11 protein-coding genes are annotated in these 13,924 nt (G+C 58.9%); all 11 read left to right on the forward strand.

Going from position 1 to position 13,924, the window contains the following annotated elements; genetic code table 11:
- The first annotated feature begins 212 nt into the window (after nucleotides 1-212).
- Nucleotides 213-1,625, forward strand: a complete 1,413-nt coding sequence (hglS, locus tag QDY28_RS30020) for a 2-oxoadipate dioxygenase/decarboxylase HglS (protein WP_331384797.1) — start codon at nucleotides 213-215, stop codon at nucleotides 1,623-1,625.
- Nucleotides 1,626-1,638: 13 nt separating this feature from the next.
- Nucleotides 1,639-4,575, forward strand: a complete 2,937-nt coding sequence (locus QDY28_RS30025; RefSeq protein ID WP_331384798.1) for an FAD-binding and (Fe-S)-binding domain-containing protein — start codon at nucleotides 1,639-1,641, stop codon at nucleotides 4,573-4,575.
- A gap of 382 nt (nucleotides 4,576-4,957) precedes the next feature.
- Complete coding sequence (locus QDY28_RS30030; protein ID WP_331384799.1) at nucleotides 4,958-5,860, forward strand: branched-chain amino acid ABC transporter permease; 903 nt, start codon at nucleotides 4,958-4,960, stop codon at nucleotides 5,858-5,860.
- 3 nt (nucleotides 5,861-5,863) lie between these two features.
- Nucleotides 5,864-7,273: a high-affinity branched-chain amino acid ABC transporter permease LivM gene (livM, locus tag QDY28_RS30035; RefSeq protein WP_331384800.1), complete on the forward strand. Its 1,410-nt coding sequence runs from the start codon at nucleotides 5,864-5,866 to the stop codon at nucleotides 7,271-7,273.
- Complete coding sequence (locus tag QDY28_RS30040) at nucleotides 7,273-8,157, forward strand: ABC transporter ATP-binding protein (protein WP_331384801.1); 885 nt, start codon at nucleotides 7,273-7,275, stop codon at nucleotides 8,155-8,157. The genes livM and QDY28_RS30040 overlap by 1 nt, the downstream gene beginning before the upstream one ends.
- Complete coding sequence (locus QDY28_RS30045; protein WP_331384802.1) at nucleotides 8,157-8,882, forward strand: ABC transporter ATP-binding protein; 726 nt, start codon at nucleotides 8,157-8,159, stop codon at nucleotides 8,880-8,882. Before QDY28_RS30040 ends, QDY28_RS30045 begins: the two co-directional genes overlap by 1 nt.
- 22 nt (nucleotides 8,883-8,904) lie before the next feature.
- Nucleotides 8,905-9,249: a DUF6867 family protein gene (locus tag QDY28_RS30050; RefSeq protein WP_331384803.1), complete on the forward strand. Its 345-nt coding sequence runs from the start codon at nucleotides 8,905-8,907 to the stop codon at nucleotides 9,247-9,249.
- Nucleotides 9,250-9,345: 96 nt separating this feature from the next.
- Nucleotides 9,346-10,932, forward strand: a complete 1,587-nt coding sequence (locus tag QDY28_RS30055) for a Re/Si-specific NAD(P)(+) transhydrogenase subunit alpha (RefSeq protein WP_331384804.1) — start codon at nucleotides 9,346-9,348, stop codon at nucleotides 10,930-10,932.
- 16 nt (nucleotides 10,933-10,948) lie between these two features.
- Nucleotides 10,949-12,406 (forward strand): NAD(P)(+) transhydrogenase (Re/Si-specific) subunit beta, encoded by a 1,458-nt coding sequence (locus QDY28_RS30060; protein WP_331384805.1) that lies wholly within the window; start codon nucleotides 10,949-10,951, stop codon nucleotides 12,404-12,406.
- Nucleotides 12,407-12,461: 55 nt separating this feature from the next.
- Nucleotides 12,462-12,845: a RidA family protein gene (locus QDY28_RS30065; protein ID WP_331384806.1), complete on the forward strand. Its 384-nt coding sequence runs from the start codon at nucleotides 12,462-12,464 to the stop codon at nucleotides 12,843-12,845.
- Nucleotides 12,846-13,074: 229 nt separating this feature from the next.
- On the forward strand, nucleotides 13,075-13,749 hold the full coding sequence (locus tag QDY28_RS30070) for a hypothetical protein (protein ID WP_331384807.1): 675 nt from the start codon (nucleotides 13,075-13,077) through the stop codon (nucleotides 13,747-13,749).
- Nucleotides 13,750-13,924 lie beyond the last annotated feature (175 nt).

The following is a 13,924-nucleotide window of genomic DNA, read 5'->3' on the forward strand; positions in this document are numbered from 1 at the left end:
ATCACGAACGCTGCCGTATCTACCTTTGCTCCCCGCGCAGCGACAAAGATACCGTTCGCTGGCCGGTTGCCACAGCCCAATCAGGTCGCGCCCAGGCATTCCGGCATGGAATGATATCCGTCCGATCATTTGATTGAACCGCGCGCGTACTTGCGAAAAATCCTCCTTAGATCAGAGGCCTACGTTCCGCAGGCCATACACAGGAGGCTTGGATGGCAAATTCTCACGTTCACCCCGACGAAATTCGAACACGCTTCTCGAGGGCGATGTCGGATATGTATCGAACTGAGGTTCCGCAGTACGGCACGCTGATGGAGCTCGTTGCCGACGTAAACAAAGAGACTCTCGACCGGGACCCTGAACTGCGCGAAAGCCTTGTCAGGCACGACGAACTCGACCGTCTCAGCGTCGAACGTCACGGCGCAATTCGCCTGGGAACGACGCAGGAATTATACAACATCCGCCGTGTATTTGCGGTGATGGGGATGTTCCCCGTCGGATACTACGATTTGTCCGTGGCCGGCATTCCCGTTCACGCGACCGCATTCCGCCCGGTCGACGATCGCGCACTCAGCCGCAATCCTTTCCGCGTCTTCACGTCCCTGCTGCGCTTGGAACTCATCGAGGATACCTCTCTGAGAGCGGAAGCGGCCGAAATTCTCTCGAAGCGGCAGATCTTCACGGCAAGGGCGCTGGCCTTGGTTGACCAGGCCGAGGGCACAGGAGGACTCGGCGAAAGTGAAGCCGACGAGTTTGTGAAGGAGGCTCTTGAGACCTTCAGATGGCATAGCGATGCAACGGTGACGCTTGCCGCCTATAAGCGTCTGCACGACGCGCATCGCCTTATCGCTGACGTGGTGAGTTTCCGCGGCCCGCATATCAATCATCTCACGCCGCGCACGCTCGATATCGATTCGATACAAGCGAACATGCCGAAGCGTGGAATTGTGCCGAAGGCCGTTATCGAGGGACCGCCGCGTAGAAAGTGCGCGATTCTCTTGAGACAGACCAGCTTCAAGGCACTCGAGGAAACCATCAACTTCCTTCCGGATTCACAGAGCAACTCCTCGGGCACGCACACCGCCCGGTTCGGCGAAATCGAACAGCGCGGCGTGGCGCTGACGCCGAAGGGCCGCAAGCTCTACGACCAGCTGCTTTTGTCTGTGCGCAGCGGCGTCCAAGTTGCGTCGTCGGGTGGAAACTCCGGCGATTATAACAGCCGGTTGGTCGAGACGTTCCAGCAGTTCCCTGATGATTGGAGTGATCTGAGGAAGCAGGAGCTTGCATTCTTCCGCTATTCGGTCACTCGCAAGGGCGAATTGGAAGCAACACGTGACCTCGCGAAGACAAACCTCGAAGACCTGATCGCACGCGGCTACATCCGGTTCGACCCGATCACCTACGAAGACTTTCTGCCGGTCAGTGCCGCAGGAATTTTCCAATCGAACCTCGGTACGGACGCCCAGCAAAACTATGCTGAAAAATCCAACCGAGAGGCTTTCGAGGAGGGCCTTCGCGCAACCGTCCAGGACGAGCTGGAACTTTACGCAGAGGCCGAGCAGCGTTCGCTCGCTGATGCGCTGAAGGCGTTGGGAAATCCGATCTCTGATGGGGCGGCGGTCTAAGGGAGTAAGAAAGTTGGCGCGCGAACAGAGCACTAACGCCGTGGCTGTCGAGCGACTGATTTCGTCGCTCAAGCGCGCCGGCTTCACTGGCGAGGTGACGGACGACGTCGCCTCTCGTACCGTCTTCTCGACCGACAACAGCATTTACCAAGTGCGGCCTGGTGCCGTGATTTTCCCGAAAAGCGCGTTGGATGTCGCTCTCGCCGTCCGACAAGCGCATCAAATGCGGGCGCCTCTCTCCCCGCGAGGAGGAGGAACTGGGACGAATGGTCAGTCGCTGACATCAGGTGTCATTGTAGATACGTCCCGCCATATGAACCGGATCGAAGGGATGGACTTGGAGGCGGGGACCGTCAGGGTGCAGCCGGGTGTCGTCCTCAATCAGCTAAACGATTTCCTCAAGCCGCACGGTTACTTCTTTCCACCGACGGTTTCGACCGCATCGCGGGCAACCATCGGCGGCATGGTCGCGACCGACGCATCGGGAAAAGGGTCGAGAATTTATGGGAAGACGTCCGAATACATCGACTCGATGGATGTGGTTCTATCCGACGGCACCTCAACAGTAATCCGACCGATCGAAATTGGAGAGGCTGCCGAACTGGCACGCCAAGACAGCATTCTGGGGCGTGCGTACCGCGAGGTCTTGAGGGTCGTTTCTGAGAACGCCGAGGAAATCGAAACTACCTTCCCGAAGATGAATCGTGGCCTGACCGGTTATAATCTGCAAAGCATCCTTGGGAAGGATGGACGGGTCCGGCTGTCATATTTGCTTGCCGGATCGGAAGGCACGCTCGCGTTTACGACTGCCCTTACTCTCCGAATTGTTCGTCGACCCGTCTGTCGTGCACTGGTACCCATCCGTTACGAGCATTTTCAGACGGCCCTGGAGGACGTCCAACGCCTCATCGTGGCAAATCCATCCGCAGTCGAGATCATCGATGACAAGGTGCTGTCACTCGCACAGCAGGATCCAGTCTGGACTGCGATCGAGAGCGTGCTTGGTCGCGGCAGCGCGATAAGCGTTGGCGGACTGAACTTTGTAGAATTCCTCGCTGACACAACGGCGGATCTCGATCGTCAGTTGGAAGCGTTTGCCGAACGGTTGAAATCGGGCCCACAAGTCTTCATCGACTGGACGATCGTGAGGGATCCCCACGTCATATCGGAGCTTTGGTCCCTGAGAGAGAAATCAGTCGGCCTTTTGGGAAGGCTGTCACCCACAAAACAGGGAACTGCGTTCGTTGAGGATACAGCGGTCCCCCCTGAAATGCTCCCGGGTTTCGTGCGGGAGTTTCGACAGATCCTTGATGCGCATGGCGTCACCTATGGGATGTATGGGCACGCCGATGTCGGATGCCTGCATGTCCGTCCTGCGCTGAACATGCGCGACGAAAAAGATGCGGCGCTCATCCGTCCCATCAGCGATCAGGTGGCAGAGCTTTCGAAGAAGTACGGAGGGCTGCTCTGGGGCGAACACGGCCGAGGTTTTCGCGGCGAATACTCGCCATTTTTCTTCGGACCGAAGCTCTACCATGAGCTTTGCAACATCAAGGCCGCATTCGATCCGCATAACCTTTTCAATCCAGGCAAGCTGGCTGCTCCGAACAACGAGCCGATCGACAAGATTGACGGTGTCCCGATGCGCGGCGAGGTTGATCGTCAGATCGACGCCGGGCTCGCCAAAACGTTTGATCGCGCTATTGCATGCAATGGCAACGGCGCCTGCTTCAATTGGGATGCCTCGGATCCGATGTGTCCATCCTACAAAGCAACTCGAGACCGCACACAATCCCCGAAAGGACGGGCTGCTCTTATTCGCGAATGGAGCAGGTTGGTCTCCGTTGACCGTCGGAGACAACCAACACCTGAATTGCCGGTGATTGAGGAAGCATTGCGGGAGTCACTCTCGACGTGCCTATCCTGCAAGGCGTGTTCAAGTCAGTGCCCAATCAAGGTCGACATTCCGTCGATGAAGGCGCAATTCCTTCACCGCTACTACGAGAACCGACGTAGACCACTGCGCGACCATATCGTAGCGCATAGCGAGAGCGTGTTTCGTATCGCCAGGCGTCTGCCGAGGCTGACAAATCTTGCGCAGGCGGTGATGCAGTTTGCCGGCCTTACACGCGCTGCAGGGCTTACAGATTTGCCCCGGGTTTCTCCCCCGAGCCACAAGAATCGCTTGCGCGAACGCGATATCAGAAGGCTTGCCAAGATCTCAGACTCCGAGAAGAAGCAATCCGTAATCCTGCTTGAGGATACGTTCACGAGCACCTTCGATGGCGAATTGGTGGACGCCGCGCGCCAACTTCTTGTCGCACTTGGCTACAAGGTATGGAATGCCTCTCCGCCGAACAATGGGAAGGCATCGCATGTTGTCGGGAAGCTGGAGGCATTCGAGGTTGCAGCGCGCTCAGCGATGACCCGTCAAAGCCAGTTACTGGCCACTGGTATTCCCGTCATTGGGATCGAACCAGTCGCAGTGCTGATGCAAGACCACGAATACAAGCATCTCAGAAATCTCTATCCGGCAGGTCGCGCAATCCAGTTCATCGGGGACTTCTTGGAGGCTGAAATAGACGCGGGCCGCATTTCGCCGAAATCGAATGATGCCTCGCCTCGAACCTATTCGTTGTTTCTTCACTGCACCGAGAAGACGTCAAAACCGACCGCGCCCGGGACCTGGGCAAGGGTCTTCGCATCTTTCGGACTGGAGGCACGCGTTGTGCCTACGGGCTGCTGCGGAATGGCGGGAATGTTTGGTCATGAAGTCGAGCATGTCACGATGTCTCGCGACCTCTTCAACATGAGTTGGGCAGAAAAGCTTTCGCAGATCGACACGGGCACGGCACTAATGACCGGATTTTCCTGTCGCTGCCAAACGAAAAGATTTGCGCAATTCAAACCGTTGCACCCAGTCCAGGCGCTGCTGAATGCAGTAAAATGATCTGCCAGAAGCGCACGGTCCAACAAGGCTCGCGTCACGCCCGGAGTAGTCATGGCTGACTGCGGAGTACCTGGCCGACGCCAACCGCCTCAGGGAACCCACACCTAGAAATTCAGAATGTGAGGCGTTCGCAATCTGAGAGAGCGAACGCCTGCATTCGTTTGCAGTCGTGCTTCCTTTTCAAATCAGACAATTAAACCACCCACAGACTTTCGGCATTCCGAAGTGGAATTAGGTTCGACCGATTCGTTGATTGTCCGTCAGGTGCCCGCACGAGCATATGCGTCCATCCGCCTCAAGATAAGAGCTCCTCGTTCAGAAGGATCAAGGCGAGGGGCCAAAGGCCCGGATCGGAACTCAACAAAAAAGGGGGGACTTCGTAATGGAGTACTTCATCCAGCAGCTCATCAATGGGCTGACGCTTGGATCCATCTATGGCTTGATCGCCATCGGCTACACCATGGTCTACGGCATCATCGGCATGATCAATTTCGCTCATGGCGACATTTTCATGCTCGGTGGTTTTGCTGCCCTCATTGTCTTTCTCATTCTCACCAGCGTCTTTGTTGGTCTCCCCATCGTCCTCCTGCTTTTGGTGATGATCGTTGCGGCGATGCTCACGACGTCGCTGTGGAACTGGACGATCGAGAAGGTGGCCTACCGGCCGCTCCGTGGGTCGTTCCGCCTGGCCCCGCTGATCACCGCCATTGGGATGTCCATCGCGCTCTCCAACTTCGTCCAGGTCACCCAGGGTCCGCGCAACAAGCCGATCCCACCTCTGGTTTCGTCGGTCTACAACGTCTTCGGACTCTCGTTCTCGCTGAAGCAGATCATCATCATGCTTCTGACGACGATTTTGCTCGCGGCCTTCTGGTACATCGTCAACAAGACCTCTCTCGGCCGAGCACAACGGGCGACCGAACAGGACCGTAAGATGGCGGCCTTGCTCGGCATTGACGTGGACAAGACGATCTCCATCACCTTCATCATGGGTGCAGGCCTGGCCGCAGTCGCTGGCACGATGTTTCTCATGTACTACGGCGTCATCGTCTTCACCGACGGCTTCGTTCCGGGCGTCAAGGCGTTCACGGCAGCGGTTCTCGGCGGGATCGGCTCGCTTCCCGGCGCAGTTCTCGGCGGACTGCTCATCGGCGTCATCGAGAGCCTTTGGTCCGCTTACTTCACGATCGACTACAAGGATGTTGCGACGTTCTCCATCCTCGCCATCGTGCTGATCTTCAAGCCGACCGGTATCCTTGGGCGCCCGGAAGTGGAGAAGGTTTGAACCATGTCCAACATCTCCAACACAGCCAACATCATCGACACCCCCTTGAGCGTCCGCGGCAACCCGACGACGCGAGCTCTGAGAGAAGGCCTTTACGCGGGTATCATCTCGCTCGGCCTGTTCGTTCTCTTCGTCGGCTTAGAGAGCACACAGAACATCCGCAACGAGCTTGTGCTGCAGGAGCGTTGGTGGTTGCTTGCGATCTTCGTGATCGTCGCCGCCGTCGGCCGGTTCCTCTCCGTCGCTTACGTTCGCCCTTGGATGGCCGCCCACAAGGCCGCCGCAGCGACGCAGACAGGCGAAGAGACTGAGGAGAGCTTCCTCAAACGCAATTTCAGCAAGATTGCCATCGTTGCGCTGCTGTTTTATCCGGCTCTGGCCGTGGCACTCTTCGGCGTGCAGGGCTCGCTCAAATGGGTCGACAACTTTGGCATCCAGATCCTCATCTACGTGATGCTGGCCTGGGGCCTGAACATTGTTGTTGGTCTCGCCGGCCTGCTCGACCTCGGCTACGTCGCCTTCTACGCGGTCGGCGCCTATTCCTACGCACTGCTCTCACAGCAGTTCGGATTTTCCTTCTGGGTCCTCCTGCCGCTCGCCGGCATCCTGGCTGCCTTCTGGGGCATGATTCTCGGTTTCCCGGTGCTACGTCTCAAGGGCGACTATCTCGCCATCGTGACGCTGGCGTTCGGGGAAATCATCCGTCTCGTTCTCATCAACTGGACGGAAGTCACGCGTGGCACCTTCGGCGTCTCGGGTATCCCGAAGGCTTCGATCTTCGGCATCTGGTCCTTCGACGTCGGCGCACCCAACAACTTCGCAAAGGCCTTCGGCCTGCCGATGTCGTCCGCCTACTACAAGATCTTCCTCTTCTATCTCATCCTGGCCCTCTGCCTGCTAACAGCCTACATCACGATCCGCCTGCGCCGCATGCCGATCGGGCGTGCGTGGGAAGCGTTACGCGAGGACGAGATTGCCTGCCGCTCGCTTGGCATCAACACCGTGACGACCAAGCTGACGGCCTTTGCCATTGGCGCCATGTTCGGCGGCTTCGCCGGCTCCTTTTTTGCCGTTCGTCAGGGCTTCGTCTCGCCCGAATCCTTTGTCTTCCTGGAATCGGCGATCATCCTCGCCATCGTGGTTCTTGGTGGCATGGGCTCGCTCGTCGGAATCGCAATCGCCGCTGCGGTGATGATCGGTGGCACCGAATTGCTGCGCGAACTGCAGTTTCTCAAGCAAATCTTTGGTCCCGATTTCACGCCGGAACTCTACCGCATGCTGATCTTCGGTCTGGCGATGATCATCGTCATGGTCTGGAAGCCGCGCGGCTTCGTCGGGAGCCGTGAGCCGACCGCCTTCCTCAAGGAGCGCAAGACAGTTTCCGGCAGCTTTACCAAGGAAGGGCACGGTTGATGGCGCCCGGAACGAACACAATGACAAACGATCCTATTCTGAAAATCGAACACCTCTCCATGCAGTTCGGTGGTCTCATGGCCATCAACGACTTCTCGTTCGAGGCACAGCGGGGCGCGATCACCGCACTCATCGGACCGAACGGCGCCGGCAAGACTACGGTCTTCAACTGCGTCACCGGCTTCTACAAGCCAACGATGGGCATGATCACTATGCGAAAGAAAGGGGGCGAAAGCTTCCTCCTCGAGCGTATGAGCGACTTCGAGATCACCCGCGACGCCAAGGTCGCCCGTACCTTTCAGAACATTCGGCTGTTCACAGGCCTGACCGTTTTGGAAAACCTGCTCGTCGCCCAGCACAACAAGCTGATGCTGGCCTCTGGCTATACGATTCTCGGCCTGCTCGGCATGCCCGGCTATCGCAAGGCGGCGGCGGAATCGATCGAGCTCGCAAAACACTGGCTGGAGAGGGCAAACCTTATCGAGCGTGCAGATGATCCAGCAGGGGACCTTTCATATGGTGCCCAGCGCCGGCTGGAAATCGCCCGAGCCATGTGCACCGGGCCAGAATTTCTGTGTCTCGATGAGCCGGCTGCGGGCCTCAACCCCCGCGAGTCGCTCGCACTCAACGAACTCCTGCGCTCCATCCGAAACGACTGCGGCACGTCGATTCTGCTCATCGAGCATGACATGTCGGTTGTCATGGAAATCTCCGACCATGTCGTGGTGCTCGAGTATGGGAAGAAGATTTCCGACGGCACGCCCGACCATGTGAAGAGCGATCCGAAGGTTATCGCGGCATACCTCGGGGTCGAGGACGACGAAGTTGGGGAGGCAATCGACGAAATCGAGGAAATCGAAGAGACGCAGGGAGGGAGACACTGATGGGCAATCCGCTACTCAGCGTTCAAGGCGTGGAAACCTACTACGGCAATATTCGCGCGCTTGCGGGCGTTGATGTCGAGGTCCGCAAGGGAGAGATCGTCAGCCTGATTGGGGCGAATGGCGCCGGCAAGTCGACTCTGATGATGACGATCTGCGGTAGTCCGCAAGCCCGCACCGGATCCGTTGTTTTCGACGGCAAGGATATTACCAAGCTACCGATGCACGAAATCGCGCGCCTCCGCGTTGCGCAATCGCCGGAAGGCCGCCGCATTTTTCCACGTATGACCGTCCTGGAAAATCTCCAGATGGGCGCCAATCTCGACAATCTGAAGTTCTTCAAGGAGGACGTCGAAAAAGTCTTCGCAATGTTCCCCCGGCTGAAGGAGCGTCAAGCGCAGCGCGGCGGAACGCTTTCCGGTGGCGAGCAGCAGATGCTCTCCATCGGTCGCGCACTGATGGCGCGTCCGAAGCTGCTGCTTCTCGACGAGCCGTCGCTCGGCTTGGCACCCTTGATCGTGAAAGGGATTTTCGAGGCCATCAAAAAGCTTAACCAGGACGAGGGACTGACCGTCTTCCTGGTCGAGCAAAACGCATTTGCCGCGCTCAAGCTCTCCAATCGGGCCTACGTGATGGTCAACGGTCGCGTAACGATGAGCGGCACAGGCAACGAGCTTCTAGCCAACCCGGAGGTGCGCGCCGCCTATCTCGAGGGCGGAAAGCACTAAAGCGCTACAGGGAGTATGTGACATGCAAGGAATTCTCTACGAAGAAGCATCCATCTGGCAGTTCCTCTTCATCACCGTAATTCTTGGCGGCTGGACCGCCTGGCGGACCGGCAAGAGCGTCGCTGACAGCTGGCGGAACTTCACGACACTCGTGCCCTACGTTCTGCTTCTCGGCGCCGCGATTCGCTTCGTCCATCATGCGCTGTTTAACGGGTCCATATTGGCGGTTCAGTATTATGCCGTTGATACGATTGTGCTTTTGCTCCTCGCGTCGGCGGGCTTCCGGTTCTACGGCACCAGGCAGATGACTGAAAAATACTATTGGCTGTACGCGCGGGTCACTCCGTTCTCTTGGAGAGCCAAGTAGAGTCGTACCGGCAAACAGATCAGAGCGAGTTATCGTCACACCACGTCGTCCTGGGGCACGGAGGTGAGGGAGGCCGGCGACGTCGGTGATAGAAACATGAGAATTGGAACACCTCGCGAGACTTTCACAGGCGAGTCTCGGGTTGCGATGACCCCGGACTCAGCGGTGCAACTGCAAAAGCTGGGTCATACGTGTCTTGTGGAAGCCGGCGCCGGGATTGGAGCAGGCTTTTCCGACGACGCATACTTGGCGGCCGGCGTCACGATCGTCGAGAACGCGGTGGCTCTTTACCAGGAAGCGGACATCGTCGCGAAGGTTCGCCCACCCAGCGTCGATGAAGTCGGCCGCCTGTCGTCGGGCAAAACGCTGATCTCGTTCTTCTATCCCGCGCAGAACAAGGACCTGCTGGAGCAGGCGAGGGCCACAGGATCCAATGCCATCGCCATGGACATGGTGCCGCGCATTTCGCGTGCCCAGAAGATGGATGCGCTGTCGTCCATGGCCAACATCGCCGGCTACCGGGCGGTGATCGAGGCCGGCAACAATTTCGGCCGCTTCTTCACTGGCCAGGTAACGGCCGCCGGCAAGGTGCCGCCGGCCAAGGTGCTGGTGATCGGTGCCGGCGTTGCCGGTCTTGCGGCGATCGGGGTCGCCACCTCGCTTGGTGCCCAGACCTATGCCTTCGACGTGCGCCCTGAGGTCGCCGAACAAATCGAGAGCATGGGTGCCGAATTCGTCTATCTCGATTTCGCCGATGGTGATGGGAGCGGTCAGCAGGACGGCGCCGCGACCGGCGGCTACGCAGCGCCTTCTTCGCCGGAGTTCCGTGAGAAGCAGCTTGCCAAGTTCCGCGAGCTTGCACCTCAGATCGACATAGTCATCACCACGGCGCTGATCCCCGGCCGGGATGCGCCGAAATTGTGGCTCGAAGACATGGTCGCGGCGATGAAGCCGGGCTCGGTCGTCGTCGACCTTGCCGCAGAACGCGGCGGCAATTGCGACCTGACGGTTCCGGACCAGAAGATCGTCTCGCCGAACGGCGTTACCATCGTCGGCTATACCGACTTTCCGAGCCGGATGGCGGCGCAGGCCTCGACGCTCTACGCGACCAATGTCCGCCACATGGTCAGCGACCTTACGTCGGCCAAGGACGGCGTCATCGTCCATAACATGGAAGACGACGTCATCCGGGGTGCAACCGTCGCCTATCAGGGGGACATCACCTATCCGCCGCCGCCGCCGAAGATCCAGGCGATCGCCGCGCAGCGGCCCAAGGAAAAGGCGAAGGAACTGACGGCCGAGGAGAAGCGCGCGGCCGAAGTCACCGCCTTCAAGGCGCAGACTAAGAACCAGGGCATCCTGCTGTTCGTGGCGACCGCGCTTCTGCTGATGGTCGGCGCGGTGGCGCCGGCGAGCTTCATGAGCCATTTCGTGGTCTTCGTGCTGGCCTGCTTTGTCGGCTTCCAGGTCATCTGGAACGTCTCGCATTCGCTGCACACCCCGCTGATGGCCGTCACCAATGCGGTGTCCGGCATCGTCATCCTCGGCGCGCTGCTTCAGATCGGCTCGGGCCACTGGCTCGTGGTCACGCTGGCCGCCCTTTCGGTGCTGGTCGCCACGATCAACATCGTCGGCGGGTTCCTCGTGACGCGCCGCATGCTCGCTATGTTCCAGAAGTCTTGAAGTCGGGGCCACAATCATGACCATCGGTATCGTTTCGGCCGCCTATATCTCCGCGGCTGTTCTCTTCATCCTGTCGCTCGGCGGGCTGTCCGGCCAGGAAAGCGCCAAGCGCGCCGTCTGGTACGGCATAACAGGCATGGCGCTCGCCGTCGTTGCCACCGTCTTCGGTCCGATGATCGACAAGACCGTCGGCACCTGGCTGATCATTCTCCTGATGATATCAGGCGGTTCGGTGCTCGGATATTACGTCGCCTGCCGCGTCCAGATGACCGAGATGCCGCAGCTTGTCGCCGCGCTCCATTCCTTCGTCGGCCTTGCCGCCGTCTTCATTGGCTTCAACGCCCATATCGAGGCGGGCGAGGTCGCCGGCATGAACGAGGCGGCGCGGTCGGCGCTGTCCGGCTTTGCCGCCATTCTCGCCCACAAGACCCCGGTCGAGCTCGCCATCATGAAGGTCGAGGTCTTCCTCGGCGTGTTCATCGGTGCGGTCACCTTCACAGGTTCGGTCGTCGCCTTCGGCAAGCTGGCCGGCAAGGTCGACGGCAAGGCGAAGAAGCTGCCGGGTGGGCATGTCCTCAATGGGACGGCAGCAATCCTCTCGTTGCTGCTACTCCTGGTGTATGCCAACGGCGCCGGGGGCATGGGGGGCGCGTGGACGCTCGTCGCCATGACGCTTCTCGCCTTCTTCATCGGCGTTCACCTGATCATGGGCATCGGCGGCGCCGACATGCCGGTGGTCGTGTCGATGCTCAACAGCTATTCCGGCTGGGCGGCGGCTGCCATCGGCTTCACGCTCGGCAATGACCTGCTGATCGTCACTGGTGCGCTGGTCGGCTCTTCCGGTGCGATCCTGTCCTACATCATGTGCAAGGCGATGAACCGCTCCTTCATCTCGGTCATCCTCGGTGGCTTTGGAGCGACCACCGGACCGCAGATGCAGATTTCGGGCGAGCAGATCGCGATCGATGCCGACGGCGTGGCCGCAGCCCTCAATGACGCCGACAGCGTCATCATCGTGCCGGGCTACGGCATGGCGGTGGCGCAGGCCCAGCAGTCGGTCTCCGAGCTCACCCGCAAGCTGCGTGCGGCCGGAAAGATCGTGCGCTTCGCAATTCATCCGGTCGCCGGCCGTCTGCCGGGCCACATGAACGTGCTGCTTGCCGAGGCAAAGGTGCCCTATGACATCGTGCTGGAGATGGACGAGATCAACGAGGACTTCCACGAAACCGATGTCGTGATCGTCATCGGCTCCAACGACATCGTCAATCCGGCCGCCCAGGAAGACCCGCACTCGCCGATCGCCGGCATGCCGGTGCTCGAAGTCTGGAAGGCCAAGCAGGTCTTCGTCTCCAAGCGTGGCCAGGGGACCGGTTATTCCGGCATCGAGAACCCACTCTTCTTCAAGGACAACACCCGCATGTTCTACGGCGACGCAAAAAAGAGCATCGATCAGGTTTTGCCAGCAATCGCGTGACAAATCCGTTCAAGGCCATGGCGGCCTCAGAAGCATCTAACCAAAGGACAATCTAATGAAACGCATCTCTTCTGGCTCTGCCTTCGAGGATCGCCTTGGCTACTCGCGGGCCGTGGTTTCCAACGGCCTGGTCTTTGTCTCAGCGACCGCTGCGACAGGAGAGGGTGGCCGAGTGCTGTGCAAAGGCGACTTTTATGGTCAAACCAAAGCCATCTTCGAGAAACTAGGGCCGATACTGGCACAAGCCGGGTCGTCGCTCGACCGCGTCGTTCAAACTAAGCTCTACGTCACCAACATAGCCGAATGGGAGGCAGTTGGCCGCGCGCACGCTGAGGCCTTCCCAAAAGAAAGGCCGGCGATGTCCATACTCCACGTGAATCCGTTCCTTGACCCCGACATGCTGGTCGAGGTCGAGCTGGTAGCCGAAGTCACGGGTTGATCTGTCTTCGAGGGACAACTTCCACACCGGCGGTAGAACCGGCCAGCATTGCGAGGTCGTTTTACCGCCGGGACCAAAAGCACCAGATGTCAGCCCCGAAATGTCCCCCAACCCTCGCTGCCCCGCGGCGCATTCTGAACCAGCCTTAAGGCCCCACAGAAGGTTGTGCGAAGCGCTAGCCAAGACCCAGCAAGTGTGAAGATATAGGCAAGCTGGATTGGGGGTGGCAATGGTGACAAAGCAGAAGTGGGCGGCTGATTTCGCTCGCGTGGTTATCTACGCGTTCGCACTAGTGGGGTTCGCTGGGGTAGCAGCGTTTCTCTTAGTCCCTCGGACCATAGACTGGTGCAAGGGCGATGGCTGCAGCGCCCAGGGTTGGATCGGCGCTGTCAGCGGCAGCTTGGCTACGATCTTCGCGTTGGCCGCGGTTGTCGTCGCGATTCAGGCGCTGCGCGTGCAACGGAAAGCGTCGGAAGCAGAACTCCGCGCCTACATGTTCACGGATCGTGCCGAATACGATGTTGCCGCTGACGCAATCGAGATTGCGATAAGGAATTGCGGAGCTACCCCCGCGTTGAATGCGGACATCTTCCTCGATCTCCAATTGGTCGATAAACGGGACGATGACCTGCAGGCCGATGTCAACGCGAAATATCGCTTGGGCGTCGTTGGTCCTGACAAATATCATACATTGGACTGGATCAATGTTACCGCGAAACGGACAGACCATCTCGCTGAGCTCCACATCGGGGCCAAGCATATATGCGTCACCGGTTGGATCGACTATGAAGACATTTTCGGAGGCCGCCATCGCCTCAGAATCCAGACGGCGCTAACCAGCGATGGCAAAGTGTTCCGCAAGAAGCTCGACATACTTCGACAAGATCTCGAATCGCCGATTTGACTGTGACGAGAAATGGAAGACAGGGCATCAGCATATTGTTATGTTATAACTGTCAAAGCTGGTTAGAGGCGCGACGCTGCCAGCCAGTTAGAAATGCGACAGTCATGGCTCGTCACTTGCTCCGACGATCAGCCCCCGGTCCGACCGGCTGGGCCGGGTTGCAAGGGAGGAGCGG

Source organism: Rhizobium sp. BR 362, from assembly GCF_036528765.1.
In the GTDB taxonomy this organism is placed as follows: domain Bacteria; phylum Pseudomonadota; class Alphaproteobacteria; order Rhizobiales; family Rhizobiaceae; genus Rhizobium.